Raw genomic sequence first — 22,612 nt, 5'->3', positions numbered from 1 at the left:
CAGCCGCAGGATTCCGGTCGAGCGGATTTACAGCGCGCGGGCGAAGTACCGGCCGTCGCGGTGGTCGAGGCTGAGGGCGAGGTCGAAGGTGTCGCTCAGCGTCTCGGCCGTCAGCGCCTGCTCGATCGGTCCGGCCGCGACGACCCGGCCCTTCTTCAGGAGCAGCGCGTGCGTGAAGCCCGGCGGGATCTCCTCGACGTGATGCGTCACGAGCACCATCGCAGGAGCGCCCTCGGCGGTCGCGATCGAGCTGAGCGAGCGGACCAACTGTTCGCGACCCGTAAGGTCCAGCCCCGCCGCCGGCTCGTCCAGCAGCATCAGTTCGGGGTCCGTCATCAGGGCACGGGCGATCTGCACCCGCTTCCGCTCCCCCTCGGACAGCGTTCCGAAGGTACGGTCGCTCAGCTGCCCGATGCCGAGCTCGGTGAGCAGCTCCTTGGCCCGGTCGTGGTCCAGCTCGTCGTACTCCTCGCGCCAGCGGCCCAGTACGGCGTACGACGCGGAGACGACAACGTCGGACACCCGCTCCGACTTCGGCAGCCGGTCGGCGAGCGCCGCGCTGGTCAGTCCGATCCGCGGCCGCAGCTCGAAAACATCGACCGCACCGAGCACCTCGCCGAGCAGCCCAACCACACCGGTTGTCGGGTGCATCTGAGCCGCGAGGATCTGGAGCATCGTCGTCTTGCCGGCCCCGTTCGGGCCGATCACGACCCAGCGGTCGGTCTCCTCGATGGACCAGTCGACGGAGTCGAGTAGGAGCGCGCCACCGCGCACGATCGAAACACCAGCCAGCTCCGCCACTGCAGTCATAAAGCCAAAACCTACGGGGTCGTCCTCGGCGGCCGACGCCGACCCTGCTCCGACGGGAAATGAAGACAAGAGCGGGAGGGTGGTGGGCGGGGTAATCCCCTGCGACTCGCGACGGCCCCGCCCGCGTCGGGTGACGGCCGGGCGGATGGGACAATGGCAGGTGTGCTGACCACTGCCGCCTCGGTGCGTTTCACCGTCTGGACCAACGCCATGCTGACGGGCGCCTGCGATCCGGACACGGCCGCGCACAAGATCCTCGGCGAGGACGTCGGGCACCACGTGTCCGGCCTCGCCGCGCACCCGGCTCCGACCACGTTGCCCGTGGCACTGAACCTGTTGCGTGCGGCCGGGGCGACCCAGGCCCACCTCGCCCTGCCGATCCCGGGCGACCCGATCGGGCTGGCTGGGCCGCCTACCTTCAACGAGGCAGCGCTGGAGACGGGCGAGGCCGTAGTACTGACCGGAGCAGAGATCGGGCTCGTACCTTCGTACGTCGGCCCAGCAGTGCAGTGGACCGTCTTGCCGGCAACCAGTCCGCTGCCGGCCGACTTGGGCGAGGCGGATCGTGGCCTGCGAGCCGCACTGATCGAGGCGGCCGATTCGCTGGCCAAGCTCGACGTCGCGAAGTGGAAGCCCGAGGTGGCCGACGCGCTGATCGACATCCGCCGGATCGGCTCGGGCAAGGGCGACGACCTTGCCCCCGGCTACGAAGCCCGTGCGGTGAAGACGGCCGCGACCGCCCGCCGCTGTCTCGCCATCGCCGACGCCGCTCTGGAGGACGACGGCGCCGCGATCACCGGCGCGGAGGCCGACGCCCGTCGCCGAGCGCTGACCGATCTGGCCGCCGCTGCCAGGCGGGCACTTGTCGCGGCATGTGGACCGCCAACCTCCCGTTAACAATTCATCGGTAGCCTGAGGCCTTGAGATGACAGGACAGGCTGAGCACGAGACGTCGATAGCGGACCGCCCCACGCTGCTGGTCACTTTGACCGGTACGGACCGGCCGGGCCTGACTTCCGCAGTACTGTCGATGCTCGCGTTGCGCGGGCTCGACGTGATCGATGCCGAACAGGTGGTACTCCGAGGTCGGCTCGTGCTCGGCGTACTGCTGTCGGCGCCGCGCGATCACAAGGAACTCAAGAAGGAACTCAAGGAGCTGGCCGAGAACCTCGAGGTCGACATCAGCCTGAAGAAGGGGTTCGGCGACAACGAACCCCGGCGCAAGGGCCGGACCCAGGTGACCGTGATCGGCAGCCCGCTGACCGCGCAGGGCTTCGCCGCGATCGCCGGCCGGATCGCCGACACCGGCGCCAATATCGACCGGATCAGCCGGATGGCGCGCTATCCGGTGACCGCGATGGAGATCGCGGTGTCGGGTGCCGACCCTGACTCGCTGCGGAAGGTGCTGGCGCTGGAAGGCGTCGTGCAGGGGCTGGACGTCGCAGTACAGCCTGGCGGTCTGTACCGGCGGGCCAAGCGGCTGATCGTGATGGATGTGGATTCGACCCTGATCCAGGGCGAGGTGATCGAGATGCTCGCGGCGCACGCGGGCCGGCTCGAGGAGGTTGCCGCCGTCACCGAGCAGGCGATGCGTGGGGAACTCGACTTCTCCGAGTCGCTGCGCAGCCGGGTGGCGACGCTCGAAGGGCTGCCGGAGTCGGCGATCGACGAGGTGTACCAGGCGATCCAGCTGGCGCCGGGTGCGCGGACGCTGGTCCGGACGCTGAAGCGGCTCGGGTACCAGTTCGCGATTGTCAGCGGCGGCTTCAGCCAGATCACCGACAAGCTCGCCGCCGACCTCGGCATCGACTTCGCCAGCGCCAACGAGCTGGAGATCGTCGACGGCAAGCTGACCGGCAAGGTGATCGGCGAGATCGTCGACCGGGCCGGCAAGGCGACCGCCCTGCGCCGCTTCGCCGAGACCTCCGGTACGCCGTTGTCGCAGACGGTCGCGATCGGTGACGGCGCCAACGATCTCGACATGCTCGCGGCTGCGGGGCTCGGGATCGCGTTCAACGCCAAGCCGGTCGTCCGTGCGGCGGCGGACACGCACGTCAGCGTTCCCTACCTCGACACGATTCTGTACCTCCTCGGCATCAGCCGGGAGGAAGTCGAGGCCGCCGACGCGGATGCCGAGGGCAACTAGCCTCGCCGGTTGTTGCCGTTGGCCAGGTCCGGTCCGGCTTTGGTTGTTGCGTCTGTGGCGCGGGCGGGTGAGGATCGGTGGTCGTGCCCACTCCTCCGGTAATCCCTGCTGGATTCAGCTGCCGATCCGCGACCATGGCGGACGCTCGTGCGATCGCCGGGATGTCCGGCATCCAGGTGGACGAGGTCGAGGCGACGCTCGAGCGACCGGGGCTGGACGCGGCGGTCGACACCATGCTGGTTCTGGCGCCTGATGATGGGATAGCCGCCTGGGCCTACGTTCGGGGTCGCCGGTCGCAAGTGGATGTCGGGGTGGAGTACCGCGGTCTGGGTCTCGGGAGTGCGCTACTCGACTGGGTCGAGGCCAGGGCTATCGAGTCCGGTGGCGAGTGGGTCGCCCAGACGGTCGACGACGATGATCTCGCCGGTACTGCGCTGTTGCAGTCGCGCGAGTACGGCGTACTGGCCACCAACTGGAAGCTGGAGATGCGGGCCGCCGAGGAGCCTGTGCTGCCCGAGTTGCCGGCCGGAATCACGATCCGGCCCTACTCCGGCGAGGACGCAGCGGCCGCGCATCTGGTGATCCAGGACGCCTTCGACGAATGGCAACCACGCCGCTGGGACTTCGTGGAGTGGGCGCGGATGACCGTCGAGCGCACGACATTCGTGCCTGACCTCTCCCCCGTCGCCTTCGCCGGTGACGAACTCGTCGGGGTCGCGATCTGCCTGGCGCTGCCCGACACGGATAGTGGGTATGTCGAGCAGATCGCAGTACGGCGGGATCAGCGCGGCAAGGGAATCGCCAGGGCACTGCTCGCACATGCGTCCCTCGGCTTCTATCGCCAGGGCCGGCCCGACCTCGTGCTGTGGACCCACTCCGGTACCGGCGCGCTGGCCATGTACGAGCGGCTGGGGATGACCGTCCAGCACAGCACGACGGTGTTCAGCCGCAAGCTCTGAGCTTGGGGAACGGTCCCTCGGGCCGGTGCTGTGACGAGGCGTTGACACGCCGGAGTGAGAGCGCTCCCATGGGCGTACGCACCCGCCCTGGCGCTGCCCTGGTGACGGCGCCTGACCGTGGAGGTCACCCATGCGTTCCCGCCCCAGCAAACCGTCCACCCGTCGCCGAACCATCCTCAGTGCACTGCTCGCCCCCGTCCTGGTCGTGACCGCGTTGACCGTCGCGGCGCAGGCCAGCGTTCCGCCGCCACCCGCCGGGTGGACGACGGTGTGGAGCGACGACTTCAACGGCACCAGCGGCACGTTGCCGTCCGGCGCCAACTGGATCATCGACACCGGTCACGCCTATCCCGGCGGCCCTGGCAACTGGGGTACCGGGGAGATCCAGAACTACACGAACAGTACGAACAACCTCGCCCTCGACGGAGCGGGAAACCTCAGGATCACGCCTCGCCGCGACGGTGCCGGCAACTGGACCTCGGCCCGGATCGAGACGCAGCGCAGCAACTTCAGGCCGCCGTCGGGTGGAGTGGTCGCGATGGAGGCGCGGATCCAGATGCCGAACGTCACGGGAAACGCGGCTCTCGGGTACTGGCCCGCGTTCTGGGCGCTCGGTTCGCCGTACCGGGGTAACTACTGGAACTGGCCGGGCATCGGCGAGTTCGACATCATGGAGAACGTCAACGGGCTCAACTCGGTCTGGGGCGTCCTGCACTGCGGCGTGAACCCCGGCGGTCCCTGCAACGAGACGACCGGCATCGCGAACAACCGCGCCTGCCCGGGCAGCACCTGCCAGGCCGGCTTCCACACGTACCGGTTCGAGTGGGATACCAGCATCTCGCCGAACCAATTCCGCTGGTACGTCGATGGGCAACAGTTCCACTCCGTGAGCCAGGGCCAGTTGCCGGCCGACACCTGGAACGCGATGACCTCGCACGCGGGCTACTTCATCCTGCTCAACGTCGCCATCGGCGGGGCGTTCCCGGATGCCCTCGCCGCACCAACACCTCGCGCCGAGACAGTCCCCGACCGTCCGATGGTGATCGACTACGTCGCCGTCTCCACCCGAGGCGGAGGTGGCGGCGACCCGACCACTCCCCCGACCACGCCGCCCGGCGGAGGCGGTAGCGCGTACAGCACCATCCAGGCCGAGTCCTACACCCAGCAAGGCGGTGTAGGCGTCGAGACGACCAGCGACTCCGGCGGCGGCCAGAACCTCATGCAGCTCGGCAACGGCGACTGGGCCCTCTACCCCAACGTCGACTTCGGCACCTCCGCCGCCCACCAGTTCATCGGCCGCGTCGCGTCGGGCGCCGGCGGCGGAGTGAGCGGCCTGGTCGAAGTACGCCTGGACAGCAGATCCAACACCCCGATCGGCAGCTTCGCCATCGGCAACACCGGCGGCTGGCAGAGCTGGCGCAGCGTCCCCGCCAACATCAGCGCGGTCACCGGCGTACACAACGTCTACCTAACCTTCACCAGCGGCCAACCAGCCGACTTCGTGAACCTCAACTGGTTCACCTTCGGCCACTGATCAGATGGTGCCGGGCTGTCCCGCCCGGCACCATCGCCAGGTTTTGTTTGTCGATTCACCGATGAAGAATGCCACAAGCAACTACTCTCCGTACCCGAGTTGCAGCTACTTGCAACCGATCAGGTCGGCTGATGAAGGCTCGCGTTGTCACCGAAGCGGGGCGAGAGGGGTTCAGCGCTTATTCTTCGGCTATGTCTGAACAGCAGGGTGGGGTGACGACGAGCGGGCCTGGTGCCTTGTTCGCCATCGGTGGGGCCGAGGACAAGCTGAAGAAGCGGCTGGTCCTGCAGGAGTTCGTCGAGGCGGCCGGCGGGTCGAAGGCGCGGATCGTGGTGGTTCCCACCGCCTCCGCGCTCGGTCCGGACGTGATCGACGTCTACTCCGCGCTGTTCGCCGCGCTCGGCGCCGCGAGCGTGGTCGGCGTCCGGCCGGAGAACCGTGAGGACGCCGACGATCCCGCCTTCATCGAGCCGCTCGAGCAGGCCACCGGCATCTTCATGACCGGCGGCAACCAGCTCAAGCTGAGCGGTGTCGTCACCGGTACCGCGTTCGGCCGGGCCGTCACCGCGGCCCACGCACGAGGTGCAGCCGTCGGCGGTACGTCGGCCGGTGCGAGCATCCTCGCCGAGCACATGATCGCCTTCGGCCGCTCGGGCGCCACCCCGAGGCAGCGGATGAGCCAGCTCGCCGGCGGGCTCGGACTCGTCCAGGGCGCCATCGTCGACCAGCACTTCGCCCAACGGAACCGGTACGGCCGCCTGCTCTCGCTCGTGGCGCAATCCCCCGGGTTGCTCGGCATCGGCGTCGACGAGGACACGGCGGCCGTAGTACGGGGATCTCACCTGGAGGTCGTCGGGCGGGGTGCTGTGACGATCTTCGACGGCAGCCGGATCACCTCCAACGCGCATTACGCGAGCCGGTCCGAGGCGATCCTCGCGTCGGGCGTCGTCCTGCATGTCCTGCCCGCGTCGTCGACCTTCGACCTGAAGGCGCGCGTGCTGCTGTCGTTCGGTCCGCAGCCGCCGGCCGAGGAGATCGCGTCGATCGAGGCCGCCGAGGCGGACCTGCGCAAGCTGGCCAAGGAGATCGCGGCCGAGGGCGTGTCCCCCGCGTACTACGCCGAGCGCAAGCGCCGGGCGGGCCGGCGTACGGCGAAGGCCACCGACTCCGCCAAGAAGACAGCTGTCTCGCAGAAGGCGGCGGCGTCGAAGAAGTCGAGGTCGTCGGCGGCGGCCCAGTCCAGACCGGAGGCGACCGAGCCTCTGAGCGCGGGCGCCGAACTCAGCCGACCAGACACCGACCCGCAAGCAGACAGTGGGAGAGCATGACCGACACCGCCCCCGACCAGACCCACGGGACGCCGAGCCCGGACCTGAAGATCATCGAGACCCGCGTCTACCGCGGTCCGAACATCTGGAGCTACGACCCGGCCATCCACCTGGTGGTCGACCTGGGCTCGCTGGAGGACTTCCCGTCGAACACGATCGACGGCTTCACCGAGCGGCTGCTCGAGTACCTGCCCCGGCTGGACCAGCACCACTGCTCGCGCGGCCGGCGCGGCGGCTTCATCGAGCGGCTGCAAGAGGGCACCTGGCTCGGCCACATCGCCGAGCACGTCTCGCTGCAACTCCAGCAGGAGGCCGGCCACGACATGCGGCGCGGCAAGACCCGCCAGGTCAAGGGTGTGCCCGGCCGGTACAACATCATCTACTCGTACGCCGATGAGGGCGTCGGACTGGCCGCGGGTGAACTCGCCGTCCGGTTCGTCAACTACCTGGTCCAGCCGACCGAGGACTTCGACTTCACCACCGAGCTGGAGAAGTTCATCCGGATCGCCGAGCGGAGCGCATTCGGCCCGTCGACGCAGGCGATCGTGGACGAGGCGGTGTCCCGCGACATCCCGTGGATCCGGCTCAACAAGTTCAGCCTGGTGCAACTCGGTCAGGGCGTCCATGCGAAGCGCATCCGGGCGACCATGACGTCCGAGACCGGCTCGATCGCGGTCGACGTGGCCAGCGACAAGGACCTCACCACCAAACTGCTCGCCTCCGCCGGCCTACCGGTACCTCGCTCCGCCTCCGTCCGTGACGTGGACGACGCTGTCTCGGCGGCGAACAAGATCGGCTACCCCGTCGTGTGCAAGCCGCTCGACGGCAACCACGGCCGTGGCGTCTGCCTGAACCTGCAGGACGCGGACGCCGTCCGGGAGGCTTTCCCGATCGCGGCCGAGCAGTCGCGACGCGGTTCGGTGATCGTCGAGAGCTTCGTCACCGGCAAGGACTATCGCTGCCTGATCATCAACGGGCGGATGGAAGCCATCGCCGAGCGGGTCCCCGCACATGTCGTCGGTGATGGCGTCCACACCGTCGCGGAGCTGGTCGAGATCACCAACGCCGACCCGCGTCGCGGTGTCGGCCACGAGAAGATCCTGACCCGGATCACCGTGAACAACGCCGCGCGCGAGCTGGTGAAGTCGCAGGGCTTCGAGATGGACGACGTACCGCCGGAAGAGACGATGGTGAAGCTGACGCTCACCGGCAACATGTCCACCGGCGGCATCTCGATCGACCGCACCTTCGAGGCGCACCCGGAGAACGTCGAGATCGCCGAGGAGGCGGCCCGGATGATCGGGCTCGACATCGCCGGCATCGACTTCATCTGCCCCGACATCACCCAGCCGGTCCGCGAGACCGGTGGCGCGATCTGCGAGGTCAACGCCGCTCCCGGGTTCCGGATGCACACCAACCCGACGATCGGCGATCCGCAGTACATCGCGAAGCCGGTCGTCGACATGCTGTTCCCGCCGGGCGCGACCAGCCGGATCCCGATCGTCGCGGTGACCGGTACGAACGGCAAGACCACTACCTCGCGGATGATCAGCCACGTCTTCAAGGGGATGGGCCGCAAGGTCGGGATGACCTCGACCGACGGCATCGTGATCGACGAGCGACTGGTGATCCGGTCCGACGCGTCCGGGCCGAAGTCCGCCCGGATGGTGCTGCAGAACCCGCGCGTCGACTTCGCCGTCTTCGAGGTGGCTCGCGGCGGCATCCTGCGCGAGGGTCTTGGGTACCAGCGCAACGACGTGGCCGTGGTGCTGAACATCCAGCCGGACCACCTCGGGATGCGTGGGGTGGACACGCTGGACCAACTGGCCGACGTGAAGGCCGTGCTGGTCGAGGCGGTGCCGCGCAACGGGTTCGCAGTACTGAACGCCGACGACCCGCTGGTCCGCAAGATGCGGCGGAGGTGCTCGGGCGAGGTGGTCTGGTTCAGCATCGCCGAGCCGGGCAGCGAGGTACGCGAGTACATCGAGGGCCACTGCCGGCGCGGTGGCCGCGCGGTCGTGCTCGACCGGTCCGACCTGGGCGACATGATCATCATGAAGCACGGCCGGCGCTCGATGCAGCTGGCCTGGACGCACTTGCTGCCGGCAACGTTCGGCGGCCGGGCGATGATGAACGTGCAGAACGCGATGGCCGCCGCGGCCGCCGCCTTCGCCGCCGGCGCTCCGCTGCACGACATCCGGCAGGGCCTGCGCACGTTCAGCACCTCGTACTACCTATCGCCCGGCCGGTTGAACGAGATCGACGTCGACGGCCGGACCGTGATCGTCGACTACTGCCACAACGCGCCCGCGATGCGGATGCTCGGCGACTTCGTCGACAAGCTCGGCGAGAGCCTGAACGCCTCGTCCGAGCTGGGCCGGCCGTCGCGGATCGGCGTGATCGCGACCGCGGGCGACCGACGCGACGACGACATGCGCGAGCTCGGCGAGGTCGCCGCGCAGCACTTCGACGTGGTGATCGTGCGCGAGGACGTCCGGCTGCGCGGCCGGACAGCCGGCAGCACGGCTGAGCTCGTCACCGAGGGCGTTCGGCGGGCGATGGAGAACGGCGCCCGCTGCCGTCAGGTCGAGACGGTGCTCGAGGAGCTGACCGCGGTACAGCACGCGCTGTCCCGGTCGAACCGCGGTGACCTGGTGGTGCTCTGCGTCGACCAGCACCAGCAGGTGCTGGCCCACCTCGAGTCGGTGTCCCACCTTGCCCAGGCCGGTGCCCGCTCCGGCGACGAAGGCGGCGACCCCGACTTCGTGAAGCCGGACGAGTCGGACCCTGACCAGTCAGAGGAGTAACCAGATCGTGAGCGGGGACACACGGTGTGTCCCCGCTCTACCGGGAACTCGGTTGCCGGAAGCATCGTTGGCCTGTCCGTGAAGACGAAGCTGCTGATGGCCGGCCTGGCTGTCGCCCTCCCCTTTCTGCTGTCCTCCTGCGGATCCTCTGAGAAGGATGCGCCGGTGACCAAGGCAGCCGTGACGACTCCCGGCGTACTGGTCGAGGACGCCTGGGTACGCGCGACGGTCGGGTCGAAGGACACCACGATGACGGCGGCGTTCATGTCGCTGACCAACCCGGGCAAGGCCGACATCTCGTTGACCTCGGCAACCTCTCCGGTGGCCGGGATGGTGCAGATCCACGAGATGGCGATGAAGGACGGCAAGATGGTGATGCAGGAGAAGGCCGGCGGCATCAAGGTGCCGGCCGAGTCGCACGCGCACCTCGCGCCGAGTGGTGACCATGTGATGTTGATGGGGCTCAAGCAGGCGCTCAAGCCGGGTGACGAAGTACCGATCACTTTGAAGTTCTCCGACGGCACCTCGCACGATCTGACCGTGCCGGTGAAGGCGTTCACCGAGGAGGAAGAGCACTACCACCCGTCGACGACCCCCAGCACGACACCTTGACCGGACGCCCGTCCCGGCGGCAGCTCTTCGGGTACGCCGGAGCCGCCGCCGCAGGAGCTGCGGTCACTGGTGGAGCAGTTGCCCTAGGCAAGGACTCCGCCACTGCCCCCGACACCGCGCTGGTCGCCGCCCAGAACATCAGCCCGTACGGCGACCGCCAGCCGGCCATCGCGACTGCCTCGCCGAAGCACGCCGAGCTGGTCGCATTCACGATGCTGCCGACGACCGACAAAGCAGCACTCGGCCGGCTGATGCGCTTGTGGAGCAACGACATCACCGCCCTCGCCGCTGGACGTCCAGCTCCGGGCGATACGGCTCCCGAGCTGGCTCTGCCCGGCGTCGCACTCACCATCACCGTGGGCTTCGGGCCCAAGGTGTTCGGCCTGCCTGGACTCACCGGCCGCAAGCCACACGGGTTCAGCGAAGTACCGGCGATGTCACTCGATCGCCTGCAACCCGGATGGACCGGTGGCGATCTGCTCATCCTCGTCGGCGCGGACGACGCGGTGTCGGTGGTTCACGCGGTCCGGCGGTTGGTCGCTGATGCAGCACCCTTCGCAAAGCCGCTCTGGCGACAGACAGGCTTCTGGAACAGTACGGGCGCCGACGGTCAGCCGGTCACCGGACGCAACCTCTTCAACCAGGTCGACGGCACCGGCAACCCCGCCCCCGGTACGCCGGAATTCGACGCCACAGTCTGGAATGCCGACGGCAGCACCACCCTCGTCGTCCGCCGGATCCGCCTGAACCTCGACACCTGGGACGAACTCACCCGCTCCGAACAAGAGCGTGCCGTCGGCCGCAAACTCTCGAACGGCGCACCACTCACCAGCACCGCCGAACACGACGAGCTCGACCTCGAAGCCCGCGACGCCGACAACCGCCTGGTGATCGCGAAGAACGCACACGCCCGCCTCTCCCACCACTCGGAGAACGACGGCCGCCGCATCTTCCGCAAGGGCCTCAACTACGTCCAAGACACCGGCGCCACCCGCGAGTCAGGCCTGATCTTCCTCAGCTACCAAGCCGACCTGGTCAGCCAGTTCCTGCCCCTACTCACCCGACTAAACGCCGCCGACGCCCTCAACGAATGGACCACCACCATCGGCTCAGCCACCTTCGCGATCCCACCAGGCTTCCACGAAGCCAGCTGGCTCGGCGAAGGGTTGCTGAGTTAGCGGGCCGGACCGCCACCACTACAGAACCCTCGCGGACCACCTCGACACGCCGACGGCAATCGATCTCCCGAGGGGTATTGATGTGGTGGCGGTCCGGCCGTAAGCAACCGAAGCGCGTCCTGGTCTAGCGGCGGGCCGGGAGTAGGCGGCGCTTTGGCTCTTCGCGGTCGATCCAGTCGAGGTCGTCGGACAGGACCGCGTCGTTGCCGCGGCCGTCGTCGAGCGTGGGTGGTGGTGGCGGCGGAGGCAGCGCCCTGACCTTGAGGGCGACCATCGGGATCGCCAGCAGCACGGCCAGCGCCAGCCACGGCCAGTACTCCCGCAGCAGCGGCTCGAAGCCGTCGAAGAACGCATCGGTACCGGCGTTGGCGATCTCGTTGACCGACTTGCCCTTGGCCGCCGTCACCGCCTGGAGTCCCTCGACGATCGCGAACGACGCCAGGTAGAACGCGGTCAACGGGAGCCAGAAGTACGCCGATCGCCAGCCTCGCCGCCAACAGGCGACGTACAGGATGATCGTGAGGCCCATCGCGACGAGGAGTCCGTTGAGCTGCCACAGCCAGCGCCAGTCCTGCAGCTCAGCCGCCGGGCGCAGCGCGTACCAAGCGATCGGCACCGCCAAGGCGAACGCCGCCAGCACCGTACTTCGGATGCCCAGGGCACCGAAGAACGCACCGACGACACTTGCCGCCAGCAACATCGCCGGCAACCGCTTGTCCGACAGGTCGTACCCGCTCAACCACCAGGCGCCCGCGGCAACGATCAGGACCAACGGCACCGCGATCCGCACCCGGCCGACGATCAGCCCGGCCAGCACTCCCCCGGTGAATCCGCCCAGGACGAGCAGATCCACCCGGGTCCCGACGAACGTGGTCGAGCCGGCCGGCAGCCCGTTCAGATAGGTCGGCGCGAAGCCGGCCACGAACCAGGCGACCACCGCCGCCGGTATCGACCACAAGTAACGCATGAAACCCCGATCCGCCCCGGGCGGTGGAGTCCCGGGGATCAGTGCTGTGCTCGTTCGACCTTCGCCTTCAAGGTCTCCGGGTTATCGACGGTAGCTCCCTCGGACCGCAACCAGGCGTCAAGACTCGCCCGATCCTGCAGAGACATCACCGCGACCACGTCACCGGCCTGCGCTTCCCGGACGAGTGCCTGGGCCGCTTCGAGCTCGGTCGGGAAGGACGGTACGTCGTCGACGCCGACCGAACTGGTGCCTTCGCGGAAGACCGCCTCCAGCTCCTCGGGCGGCCGGCCACGGAGGTACTCGCCCTTGTGCCCGATCACGACGCGGTCCGCGCCACGGGCACCGATCGCCCCCATCGCGCTGACCATGTCGTCGGCCCGGTCGCCCGGCGAGCCGAGAGCGAGCAGCAGTCGCCCACCCGGCTGGCGGACCCCGTTCATGATCTCCAGCAGCGCTTCGAGGCCGGCCTCGTTGTGGGCGAGGTCGATCACGACGGTGAAGTCGCGGACGGTGTACATGTTCATCCGGCCCGGGTTGTTCTCGGACGGCGAGAAAGTGCTGAGCCCCTCGATCACCGCGGCGCGCGGCAGTCCGAGACCGAGCGCGGCAGAGGCTGCAGCCAGGGCGTTCTCGACGTTGTAGTGCGAGAGCCCGGACAGCGTCATCGGCACGTCGACGACCTTCAGCAGCGGCTCGGCGTCACTGGACTGGTCGAGCACGGTGATGAACCCATCGAGCACGGTGGTCGCCCGGCCGCCCTCGTCGAGCACGCTGCGAATCGACGGCGAGTCGGGGTCGCGGGAGAACACCCAGCACTTGGCCGGCGAGTCGAGCCGCATCGCGAACGTCCGCGGGTCGTCGCCGTTCACCACGCACCAGCCCCGCGGGCGGGTGATCTTGGTGATCACGGCCTTCACCTCGGCGAGTTGGTCGACGGTGTCGATCCCACCGAGGCCGAGGTGATCAGCGGTGACGTTGGTCACGACAGAGACGTCGTTGTACGCCACGCCGACCCCGCGTCGCAGGATGCCGCCGCGGGCCGTCTCCGTGACGGCCAGCTGGACGCCAGGCTGCGAGAGCACCTGACCAGCGCCGCTCGGGCCGGAGAAGTCGCCGTACTTGACCAGCTCGCCGTCGAAGTACACGCCATCGGTACTCGACCAACCGACGTGCAGCCCGGCCGCGCGGCCGATGTGCGCGATCATCCGCGAGGTGGTCGTCTTGCCGTTCGTCCCGGTGACCGCGACGACGGGAATCTTCGGCCGCAGCGTCGGCGGCGCGTCGCCGGCCGGCTCGTTGCGGACCCGGTCGCCGACGGTCGCCACCAGCTCGGGCAGGTGCTCTGCGCCGAACGCGTCGACCACATCGACGATCGCCTGACCGAGCGCCCGGGCGCGGCCCTCATGCGCCCACGGGAACGCCACCACGAGGCGATGCACATCGGTCTCAGACCTGACCCGTACGCCGATCCGCCCGATCCCCGCCTCGCGCGCGATCCGCCGGACGATGTGCCCGACCACCCGCACCGCGAACCGCTGCCGGAACCCCGACCCGATCCGCCCGGGCCGGGTCGCGCCCAGTCCGAGCGCTTGCGCGTACGCCTTCGCGGCCGGAGCCGGGGCGTCGATGAGAGCCGTCAGGTCGAGCGTGAGCTTGACCGCCGCACGGCTGAAGTACAGGTTGGCCCCGTCCAGAACACGGAGCTCGACCAAAGAGGTGGACACAGCTAGGCACCCATCGCGTGAAAGCCGCCGTCGACGTGGATGATCTCGCCGGTGGTGGAGGGGAAGAAGTCACTGAGCAGGGCAACGATCGTCTTGCCGGTCGGTTCGAGGTCGGACGGGTCCCAGCCCAGCGGGGCCTGGTCCAGCCACGGTCCTTCGAACTTCTCGAAGCCCGGGATCGCCTTCGCGGCCAGCGTCTTCAGCGGACCGGCTGAGACCAGGTTGCAGCGGATCCCCTGCGCGCCGAGGTCACGCGCCAGGTAGCGCGAGGTCGACTCGAGCGCCGCCTTCGCGACCCCCATCCAGTCGTAGCCCGGCCAGGCGACCGACGCGTCGAAGGTCAGCCCGACGACGCTGCTGCCCCGGCTCATCAGCGGAGCACACGTCACCGCGAGCGACTTCAGGCTGTACGCCGAGACGTGCACCGCGCGCGATACGTCGTCCCACGGACCCTCGAGGAACTTGCCACCGAGGATCGTCTCGGGGTTGCCGTAGGCAATGGAGTGCACGACGCCGTCCAGGCCGTCGACGTGCTCGCGGATCGCGTCGGGCAGCGCCGCGAGGTGCTCCTCGTCGGTGACGTCCAGCTCGATCACCGGCGGCGTGACCGGCAGCCGGCCGGCGATCCGTTTGGTGATGTTCAGCGCCCGGCCGAAGTTCGAGATCAGCACCGTGGCGCCTTGTTCCTGCGCCACCTTGGCGGTCGCGAAGCCGATCGAGGAGTCGAGCGTCACGCCCGCCACCAGGATCCGCTTGCCGTCGAGGATGCCCACCGGCATGCCCTTTCTTCTAAAAGTAGTTAGTTGCCCATGCCGATGCCGCCGTCGACCGGGATCACCGCGCCGGTGATGTACCCGGCCTCGTCCGACGACAACCAGCGCACGGCGTTGGCGATCTCCTCGGTCAGGCCGAACCGGCCGAGCGGGATCTGGCTCAGGTACTGCTGCTGGGTCTCTTCCGGCAGTACCGCGGTCATGTCGGTCTCGACGAAACCGGGCGCGACCACGTTGGTGGTGATGCCACGGCTGCCGAGCTCGCGGGCCATCGAACGGGCCATCCCGATCAGACCCGACTTGCTGGCGGCGTAGTTCACCTGACCGGGTGAGCCGAGCATGCCGACCACCGAGGAGATGAAGACGATCCGGCCCCGGCGCAGCCGCAGCATGCCCTTGGCCGCGCGCTTGGCGACCTTGAACGAACCGGTCAGGTTCGTCTGGATGACGGCGTCCCAGTCGTCGTCGGACATCCGCAGCAGCAGCGTGTCGCGGGTGATGCCGGCGTTCGCGATCAGTACCTCGACCGGGCCGTGCTCGGCCGCGATCGTGTCGAACGCGGCCTCCACCTGCGCGGTGTCGGTCACATCACACTTGACGGCGAGGAAGCCCTCCGGCGGCTCGGTGCTGTTGTAGGTGATGGCGACCTGGTCGCCCGCCTCCTTGAAGGCGGTCGCGATGGCCAGGCCGATGCCCCGGTTGCCCCCGGTGACCAGTACCGATCTCGCCACGTTCCATCTCCTCACAGAAGTGCTTCCAGCCGTTGTACGGCGCTGCCGCACGAACGTTATCTCCCCCACCCCCACACCTGTTCATTCGCCCCGTTTTCACCCGCTCTACAGGCTCGCGGGCCTCAGCGGCTCGGCGTGGCGGGTGAAAACGGGGCGAATGAACAGGTGGGTGGGGGTCAGGAGTCCTCGAGGCGGAAGCCGACCTTCAGGCCGACCTGGTAGTGGTCGATCGCGTTGTCGACGATGTGGCCCCGGATCTGGGTCACCTCGAACCAGTCCAGGTGCCGCAGCGTCTCGCCGGCCCGGCTGATCGCGTTCGTGATCGCCGCGTCGACGCCCTCCTTGGAGGTGCCGACGAGTTCGGTGACGCGGTAGGTCCGATCGGTCATGACTGTTCCCCTTCGCCTGGGTGCGCCGGAACTTCTGCACCGGCGTACCGTTGGGTGTTGGTGAGGAGAATAGATGTCACAGCGCAGTAAGCGGGCTCGAGAGCGGGCAGAAGCAGAGGTCATCTCGGTGACCAGCGCGCAGCCCGGCCGGTCGGAGGACCTGGAGAGCCGGATCTTCCGGTACGCCTGGATGATGTCGCTGCGGGTGGTGTGTTTCGTCGCCGCCGTCATCACCCCGTCGCCGTGGCGCTGGATCCTGCTCGTCGGGGCCGTTTTCCTGCCGTCGGTGGCCGTCGTACTGGCCAATGCGCGGCGGACGAAAGCAGTGTCCGGAGCCGCGGTCTACGTGCCGCCGGCCCGGCCCGAACTCGGTCCGGATCACGACACCGAAAAGTGATCTGCGTCGGGACTGGATTCTCACGACGGATCCGTGTCAGAATCTGCGTGCTCTGAAGTTCACGGTTGGAATTCAGAGACTTGATGCGGCGTCGGACGGCTCCCCCCGTGGCTGTCCGACGTCGCTTCATTTTGCCCAGGCTATTGATTATTGAGTGGTCAGGAACAATTGCCTGTGCCGACCGCAATGCCCCCCAGGAGACCCAGCTGTGAGCGAAGAAGCCATCCCGTCCACCTGCTCTGCAAGGGGATGCGGCCAACCGGCCACCTGGGCGCTGTTGTGGAACAACCCGAAGATCCACACCCCCGACCGGCGCAAGACCTGGCTGGCCTGTGACGACCACAAGCAGAGCCTGTCCGACTTCCTCGGCGCGCGTTCTTTCCTGCGCGAGGTCGAGGCTTTCCCGCGGCCCTAACGCGCCCCTTACTGGGACGCCGGTCTGCGTTACACCGGAAAAAGTAAATTTCCGGTTTAGAAAGGTCAGCCGCCGATCGCGGACATCGGCCGGACCGGCTGCAGAAAGCTCGGGTCGTTGATGCCATGGCCGGGCAGTTTGCCGCGCATCGCGCGCCGCCAGCGGTCGGCCAGTTCCTCGTCGTCGGCGCCGTCGCGCAACGCCGTACGGAGGTCTGATTCGGTCCTCGCGAACAGACAATCGCGGACCTGACCGTCGGCCGTCAGCCGGACCCGGTCGCAATCGCCGCAGAACGGTCGCGTCACGCTCGCGATGATGCCGACGGTCGTCGCGTAGCCGTCGACCGTGAAGGACTCGGCCGGCGCGCTGCCACGGGTCGCCGCATCGGTCGGCGACAACGTGAAGCGCTCGCCGAGCAGTTCGAGGATCTCGTCCGCGGTCACCATCTGGTCGCGGCTCCAGCCGTGCTGGGCGTCCAGCGGCATCTGCTCGATGAACCGCAGTTCGTAACCGTGGTCGAGGCAGAACTGCAGCAACTCCGGCGCCTGGTCGTCGTTCACGCCGCGCATGAGGACCGCGTTCACCTTCACGGGCGTCAGACCGGCCTCGTGAGCCGCCGCAAGCCCTTCCAGTACGTCCTTCAGCCGGTCGCGCCGGGTCAGCTCCTTGAAGGTGTCCGGCCGGATCGTGTCGAGGCTCACATTCACCCGGTCCAGGCCGGCCTCGCGGAGCGCCTTCGCCTGCCGGGACAGGCCGATCCCATTCGTGGTGATCGACAACTGCGGTCGCGGCTCCAGCTTCGCAGTACGGGTGACGATGTCGACCACGCCCCGGCGCAGCAGCGGCTCACCGCCGGTGAAGCGGATCTCGTCGACACCGAGGCGGGTGACGGCGATCTCGATCAGCCGGACGATCTCGTCGTCGGTCAGCAGCTCAGGCTTGCCGAGCCAGTCCAGGCCCTCTTCGGGCATGCAGTAGGTACAGCGCAGGTTGCAGCGGTCCGTAAGGGACACGCGCAAGTCGGTAGCGACCCGGCCGTAGCTGTCGGCCAGGCCTGTCTGGGTCGTGCTGGGCGCTGTCATCCGGCCCAGCTTACGTCGCAGCCAGCAGCCGACGGCCGGGCGTTTCGGTGGATGGCTTAAGTTCGAGCTGTGCGTCGTCTGATGAATGTCCGGTGGATCGCCACTGCGCTGGTGATCCTCCTCCTGTCCGGGGTGTGTGTGGAGCTCGGCCGATGGCAGCTGCATCGGCTGGACGCCCGGAAGGCGCGCAACGAGGTCACCAGGACCAACCTGGCCGCTCCGCCGGCGCCGCTGGCCGAGATCGTCGGGCCGCAACGGGTGATCGGCGAGCAGCACGACTGGCGGACGGCGGTCGCCACGGGACGGTACGACTCCAGCAAGCAGGTCGTGATGCGGTACCGGAACATCAACGACCGGCCCGGGTTCGAGATCGTCACGCCGTTGATGCTGAGCGACGGCAGCGCCGTACTGGTCGACCGCGGCTTCCTGCCGAAGCAGGGCGGCGAGCTGGCTCCCAGCAGCATCCCGGCGGCGCCGACCGGCGAGGTCACCGTGACCGGTCGGCTCCGCCGGAGCGAGCGTGGTGGGCACACCAACGGCGGTACGCCGGACAACGGGACCGCCCGGCTCATCAACGGGCCCGAATTCGCCCCTGTACTCGGCCTGACGCTGTACGACGGCTACATGACGGTGACGCAGCAGACTCCGGCCGCTGATCCGGCCTTCGACGGGTTTCCTGGGCCGGAGATCGACGACGGGCCGCACTTCTTCTACGCGCTGCAGTGGTTCTTCTTCGCGCTGCTGGCGATCGGCGGGCTGGTCTACTTCTCCCGGCGCGACGTGACGGGTGACAACGCCAGTACAGAAAGTGAGTCCGGGAGTCCCGAGGAGTCGTTGCCCCCTGCAACGACGACGGCCGGATCGCGATCAGGCGCGGACGGTCCGTAGTACCGATTGCCGTTGCCTCTGGCTACCACCGGCGTGTCGGGCCTTGTACAGACGGTGATCGGGCGTCTGACGCTGGCGGCAACGACCTTGCGGTGAGACAGCGTTCCATTGGGTGAGATCGTTGCCACCCGTCGTGGCGCGCTCGGCGGCGAGATCAGCCGGCGTCAGGCAGGATGGAGCCGTGGACCTAGGACTGCGCGATCGCATCTACATCGTCACCGGCGCCAGCGGTGGATTGGGCTTCGCCACCGCGAAAGCCCTCGCCGCGGAGGGTGCCCGGCTGGTGATCTCCAGCCGCAACGAGGAGTCGATCTCCCGGGCGGCGGCCGAGCTCGGCGAGAACGTCGTCGGCATCCCGGTCGACAACGCCGACCCGGAGAGCGCCGAGCGGCTGGCCGCGACCGCGGTCGCCAAGTGGGGTGCCCTGCACGGCGCCCTGATCAGTGTCGGCGGCCCCCGGCCCGGCACGGCGATGGACACCGAGGAGGACGACTGGCGAGCAGCCTTCGACAGCGTCTTCCTGGGCGGCCTGCGGATCGCCCGCTCGGTCGCCCGCGCGGGCACCGACGGTACTTCGATCGCCTTCGTGCTCTCGTCATCGGTGAAGGCGCCGATCGCGGGACTGGCGATCTCCAACGGGCTGCGGCCGGGGCTCGCGATGGTCGCCAAGACCCTCGCCGACGAGCTCGGCCCGAAAGGGGTCCGCGTCAACGGGCTGATGCCCGGCCGGATCGCGACCGACCGGCTGAAGGAGCTCGACGGCAAGACGGGTGACCCGGACGCTGCCCGGCGTACCGCGGAGAAGGCGATCCCGCTGCGCCGCTACGGCAACCCGGACGAATTCGGCCGGGTGGCCGCCTTCGTCCTCTCCCCCGCCGCGTCCTACCTGACCGGCGCCATCATCCCGATCGACGGCGGCGCGCTCCGCTCACTCTGACGGTTCATCCTTGGGCCTGTCGCGGTCCTTCGACGGCTGGACCCGCTTCGGCTCGCCCGGCATCTTCGGGTACTCGGGCGGGTACGGCATGTCGCCCTCGCCGAAGTCGCGTTCGTGCTTGGCGGACAGCTCCAGCAGCGACTCGAGCGAGAACGCCTTCTCGCCGACGGCCGCATGCAGGTCACCGACCTCGGCGAAGCGGGCCGGCATCGTCAGTACGTCGAAATCGTCCGGTACCACCTCGGACACCTCCTGCCAGCGCAGCGGCGCCGAGACGCGGGCCCGGGCGTTGGGGCGGACCGAGTACGCCGAGGCGATCGTGCGGTCGCGGGCCATCTGGTTGTAGTCGATGAAGACGCGTTCGCCACGCTCCTCCTTCCACCAGTTGACCGTGACCTGGTCGGGCATCCGGCGGGACAACTCGCGACCGACCGCGATGACGGCCCGGCGTGCCTGGATGAAGTCCCAGCGCGGTTCGATCGGGACGTACACGTGCAGGCCGCGACCGCCCGACGTCTTCGGGTACCCCTCCAGTCCATGCTCGGCCAGCAGCTCACGTAGTACCGGCGCTACGACCGCAGCGCTCTTGAAGTCCGTACCTGGCTGAGGATCGAGATCGATGCGGAGCTGGTCCGGCGAGTCGAGCTCAGGGCGGCGGACCGGCCACGGGTGGAAGGTCAGGGTGCCGAGGTTGACCGCCCAGGCGACGACGGCCAACTCGGTCGGGCAGACCTCGTCGGCGGGCCGGCCGCTGGGGAACTTGATCGTCGCCGTCTCGACCCACTCGGGCGCGCCCTTGGCGACCCGCTTCTGGTAGAACGCGTCGCCCTTGTTGTCCATCCGGGTCGACAGCTTGGCGCCCTCGAACCAGCCGCCGGGCCAGCGCTCCAGGGTGGTCGGCCGGTCCCGGAGCGCGCCCAGGATGCCGTCGCCGACCGCGACGAAGTAGTTCACGATGTCCAGCTTGGTCAGTCCACGGTCCGCGAAGTACGGCTTGTCCGGATTGCTCACCCGGACGGTCCGCCCCGCGATCTCCAGCTCGATTGCCTTGGTCGCCGCCATGCTCGGGACGCTACCGGTCGGCGGGGACCAAATGCCGTGAGGCCCACGGAAAAGGGAAGTTTTCTCAACCCCTGGCCACCCTAGGTGACCGAGCGGTAACGTACCCGCACCTCGTTCCTGGGGCGTGAGGCCCCCGGGACACTCTTGAAGGAGCACGAGGATGAAGAAATCCGCCCTGCTCGCCGCTGCTACCGCAGTGGCGACCGCAACCGCCCTAGGGCTCGGTGCCGGTACCGCCACCGGCGCACCGAAGGCCGACCCGGGCACCACCCCAGCCGCAGCGGTCGCCCGGGCCAAGGCTGCGATCCCTGGGAATCTCGGCACGCTCAGAGCCACCGGCGCCGACGCCTTCGTCGTGAAGGACGTCATCCTGGACGCCGACGGCACCAGCCATGTCCGGATGGACCGGACGATCGGTGGTCTGCCGGTCCTGGGTGGCGACCTCGTCATGCACCAGGCCAAGGACGGCGCCCTCAAGGGCGTCAGCCAGACCCTCACCCAGTCGGCGAACGTCAGCCGGACGCCCAAGGTCAGCACCGCCACCGCACTCGCCAAGGGAGTCGCCGGCGGCCTCAAGGCCGAAGGCAAGCCGTCCCTGGTCATCGAGGCCCGCAAGGGAGCTCCACGGCTCGCCTACCTGGTCACCAGCGGCGGTACGCAGGCCGATGGCACACCCAGCAATGTGACCACGACGATCGACGCACTGACCGGCGCCAAGCTCGTCAGCGAGCAGCACATCGAGACGGTCACCGGTGACGGCAAGAGCCTGTACTCCGGAACGGTGCCGATCGACACCACGGCCGTGACCGGCGGGTTCAACCTGACCGACACGGTGCGCGGCGGCGGGACCACCCTCGACGCGCAGAACAAGACCGACTCGATCCTGTGCCAGCTGTTCGGGCTGGGCTGCCCGGTCGCGGTGAAGTTCCTCGACGCGGACAACCACTGGGGTACCGGCCTGAACACGGACCGGGCCTCGGCCGCGGTGGACGCCCACTACGGCGCGGCGACCACGTTCGACTACTACAAGAACATCCACGGCCGGAACGGCATCTTCAACGACGGCAAGGGCGTCCCGAGCCGGGTGCACTACGGCACGAACTACGTGAACGCCTTCTGGGACGGCAAGAAGATGACGTACGGCGACGGCGACAACGTCGTGGCAGGTCCGCTCGTCTCGATCGACGTGGCCGGTCACGAGATGTCCCACGGCGTCACCTCGGCGACCGCGAACCTCACCTACTCGGGTGAGTCCGGCGGCCTGAACGAGGCGACCAGTGACATCTTCGGGACCGCGGTGGAGTTCTACTCCAACAACGCCAACGACCCGGGCGACTACTACATCGGCGAAGAGATCATGAAGGACCGGCCGGCCCTGCGGTTCATGGACAAGCCGAGCAAGGACGGCAACTCGGTCGACTGCTGGACGTCCGGCACCGGCAACCTGGACGTCCACTACTCCTCGGGGGTGGCGAACCACTTCTTCTACCTCCTCTCCGAGGGCACCGGCCCCAAGACCATCGGCGGTCTGCCGCACAACGGCAGCAGCTGCACCGGGTCGACCTTCAACGGGATCACGGAGGCCAAGGCCGCCAAGATCTGGTACCGGGCACTGACGACGTACTTCACCACCGGTACGACGTACGCCCAGGCGCGGGTCGCGACGCTCAACGCGGCCACCGACCTGTACGGCGCCGCCAGCGCCGAGCGGGCCGCCGTGGCGACTGCCTGGACGGCGGTCAGCGTCAACTGAGGTGAGCTGCCGCATCGCCGGGGCCTGTCCCACTGGGGCGGACAGGCCCCGGCGATTGCGGCACGCTTACGTCGGCGGACAGCGCGGGGTTTTGGTTGACCGGCCGCCGATAATGGGGAC

Annotated in this window: 21 protein-coding genes; 13 read left to right on the top strand and 8 right to left on the bottom strand. The window is 68.5% G+C overall.

Annotated elements, in window-relative coordinates; translation table 11 throughout:
• Nucleotides 1-27: 27 nt before the first annotated feature.
• A complete protein-coding gene (locus OHA70_RS30140) occupies nucleotides 28-810 on the bottom strand; it encodes an ABC transporter ATP-binding protein (protein WP_328323206.1) in 783 nt (260 codons plus the stop codon).
• A 153-nt stretch (nucleotides 811-963) separates the two neighbouring features.
• Here OHA70_RS30140 and OHA70_RS30135 point away from each other — a divergent pair, with 153 nt between their 5' ends.
• From OHA70_RS30135 to OHA70_RS30100, 8 genes are all read left to right on the top strand, one after another.
• The gene (locus OHA70_RS30135; protein WP_328323204.1) at nucleotides 964-1,707 is read left to right on the top strand and encodes a hypothetical protein; all 744 of its coding nucleotides are present in this window, start codon (nucleotides 964-966) and stop codon (nucleotides 1,705-1,707) included.
• A 28-nt stretch (nucleotides 1,708-1,735) separates the two neighbouring features.
• On the top strand, nucleotides 1,736-2,956 hold the full coding sequence (gene serB / locus OHA70_RS30130; RefSeq protein ID WP_328323202.1) for a phosphoserine phosphatase SerB: 1,221 nt from the start codon (nucleotides 1,736-1,738) through the stop codon (nucleotides 2,954-2,956).
• A gap of 134 nt (nucleotides 2,957-3,090) precedes the next feature.
• Nucleotides 3,091-3,915, top strand: coding sequence for a GNAT family N-acetyltransferase (locus tag OHA70_RS30125; RefSeq protein ID WP_328323200.1), 825 nt, complete (start codon nucleotides 3,091-3,093; stop codon nucleotides 3,913-3,915).
• Nucleotides 3,916-4,045: 130 nt separating this feature from the next.
• Entirely contained in the window at nucleotides 4,046-5,449 is a 1,404-nt protein-coding gene (locus OHA70_RS30120) for a glycoside hydrolase family 16 protein (protein WP_328323198.1), read from the top strand.
• 191 nt (nucleotides 5,450-5,640) lie between these two features.
• Nucleotides 5,641-6,777, top strand: a complete 1,137-nt coding sequence (locus OHA70_RS30115; protein ID WP_328323196.1) for a cyanophycinase — start codon at nucleotides 5,641-5,643, stop codon at nucleotides 6,775-6,777.
• Nucleotides 6,774-9,584 carry a cyanophycin synthetase gene (cphA, locus tag OHA70_RS30110; RefSeq protein ID WP_328323194.1) on the top strand — a complete coding sequence of 937 codons (2,811 nt, stop codon included), beginning with the start codon at nucleotides 6,774-6,776 and terminating at the stop codon, nucleotides 9,582-9,584. Before OHA70_RS30115 ends, cphA begins: the two co-directional genes overlap by 4 nt.
• 78 nt (nucleotides 9,585-9,662) lie before the next feature.
• Nucleotides 9,663-10,196, top strand: coding sequence for a copper chaperone PCu(A)C (locus tag OHA70_RS30105; RefSeq protein WP_328323192.1), 534 nt, complete (start codon nucleotides 9,663-9,665; stop codon nucleotides 10,194-10,196).
• Nucleotides 10,193-11,374, top strand: a complete 1,182-nt coding sequence (locus OHA70_RS30100) for a Dyp-type peroxidase (protein ID WP_328323190.1) — start codon at nucleotides 10,193-10,195, stop codon at nucleotides 11,372-11,374. The genes OHA70_RS30105 and OHA70_RS30100 overlap by 4 nt, the downstream gene beginning before the upstream one ends.
• A gap of 124 nt (nucleotides 11,375-11,498) precedes the next feature.
• Here the strand turns inward: OHA70_RS30100 and OHA70_RS30095 are convergent, their stop codons facing one another.
• The 5 genes from OHA70_RS30095 to OHA70_RS30075 all read right to left on the bottom strand — a co-directional run bounded on the left by OHA70_RS30095 (nucleotide 11,499) and on the right by OHA70_RS30075 (nucleotide 15,958).
• Nucleotides 11,499-12,341, bottom strand: a complete 843-nt coding sequence (locus OHA70_RS30095; protein ID WP_328323188.1) for a hypothetical protein — start codon at nucleotides 12,339-12,341, stop codon at nucleotides 11,499-11,501.
• Nucleotides 12,342-12,379: 38 nt separating this feature from the next.
• A complete protein-coding gene (locus OHA70_RS30090) occupies nucleotides 12,380-14,065 on the bottom strand; it encodes a Mur ligase family protein (protein WP_328323186.1) in 1,686 nt (561 codons plus the stop codon).
• A gap of 2 nt (nucleotides 14,066-14,067) precedes the next feature.
• Nucleotides 14,068-14,844 (bottom strand): enoyl-ACP reductase FabI, encoded by a 777-nt coding sequence (gene fabI / locus OHA70_RS30085; RefSeq protein WP_328323184.1) that lies wholly within the window; start codon nucleotides 14,842-14,844, stop codon nucleotides 14,068-14,070.
• A 20-nt stretch (nucleotides 14,845-14,864) separates the two neighbouring features.
• Complete coding sequence (fabG, locus tag OHA70_RS30080) at nucleotides 14,865-15,569, bottom strand: 3-oxoacyl-[acyl-carrier-protein] reductase (protein WP_328323182.1); 705 nt, start codon at nucleotides 15,567-15,569, stop codon at nucleotides 14,865-14,867.
• A 176-nt stretch (nucleotides 15,570-15,745) separates the two neighbouring features.
• Nucleotides 15,746-15,958, bottom strand: a complete 213-nt coding sequence (locus OHA70_RS30075) for a dodecin (RefSeq protein WP_270130378.1) — start codon at nucleotides 15,956-15,958, stop codon at nucleotides 15,746-15,748.
• A 73-nt stretch (nucleotides 15,959-16,031) separates the two neighbouring features.
• On the opposite strand from OHA70_RS30075, the gene OHA70_RS30070 reads away from it, so the two are divergent.
• Entirely contained in the window at nucleotides 16,032-16,355 is a 324-nt protein-coding gene (locus tag OHA70_RS30070) for a DUF3099 domain-containing protein (RefSeq protein WP_328323178.1), read from the top strand.
• A gap of 208 nt (nucleotides 16,356-16,563) precedes the next feature.
• Nucleotides 16,564-16,770 (top strand): hypothetical protein, encoded by a 207-nt coding sequence (locus OHA70_RS30065; protein ID WP_328323176.1) that lies wholly within the window; start codon nucleotides 16,564-16,566, stop codon nucleotides 16,768-16,770.
• Nucleotides 16,771-16,835: 65 nt separating this feature from the next.
• Here OHA70_RS30065 and moaA read toward each other — a convergent pair whose 3' ends face one another.
• Nucleotides 16,836-17,852: a GTP 3',8-cyclase MoaA gene (gene moaA / locus OHA70_RS30060; protein ID WP_328323174.1), complete on the bottom strand. Its 1,017-nt coding sequence runs from the start codon at nucleotides 17,850-17,852 to the stop codon at nucleotides 16,836-16,838.
• A gap of 69 nt (nucleotides 17,853-17,921) precedes the next feature.
• Between moaA and OHA70_RS30055 the strand changes: the two genes are divergently transcribed.
• Nucleotides 17,922-18,740 carry an SURF1 family cytochrome oxidase biogenesis protein gene (locus OHA70_RS30055; protein ID WP_328323172.1) on the top strand — a complete coding sequence of 273 codons (819 nt, stop codon included), beginning with the start codon at nucleotides 17,922-17,924 and terminating at the stop codon, nucleotides 18,738-18,740.
• Between the two features lie 181 nt (nucleotides 18,741-18,921).
• Nucleotides 18,922-19,677 carry an SDR family oxidoreductase gene (locus OHA70_RS30050; RefSeq protein WP_328323170.1) on the top strand — a complete coding sequence of 252 codons (756 nt, stop codon included), beginning with the start codon at nucleotides 18,922-18,924 and terminating at the stop codon, nucleotides 19,675-19,677.
• On the opposite strand, the gene OHA70_RS30045 is transcribed toward OHA70_RS30050, so the two are convergent.
• Nucleotides 19,669-20,739: a DNA polymerase domain-containing protein gene (locus tag OHA70_RS30045; RefSeq protein WP_328323168.1), complete on the bottom strand. Its 1,071-nt coding sequence runs from the start codon at nucleotides 20,737-20,739 to the stop codon at nucleotides 19,669-19,671. The two genes, OHA70_RS30050 and OHA70_RS30045, sit on opposite strands and share 9 nt — an antisense overlap.
• Nucleotides 20,740-20,899: 160 nt before the next feature.
• On the opposite strand from OHA70_RS30045, the gene OHA70_RS30040 reads away from it, so the two are divergent.
• Nucleotides 20,900-22,492, top strand: coding sequence for a M4 family metallopeptidase (locus tag OHA70_RS30040; RefSeq protein ID WP_328323166.1), 1,593 nt, complete (start codon nucleotides 20,900-20,902; stop codon nucleotides 22,490-22,492).
• Nucleotides 22,493-22,612 lie beyond the last annotated feature (120 nt).

This window comes from Kribbella sp. NBC_00382 (genome assembly GCF_036067295.1).
In the GTDB taxonomy this organism is placed as follows: domain Bacteria; phylum Actinomycetota; class Actinomycetes; order Propionibacteriales; family Kribbellaceae; genus Kribbella.
The sequence above is the reverse complement of the archived record's forward strand: the minus strand, read 5'-3'. Positions and strand labels throughout refer to the sequence as shown.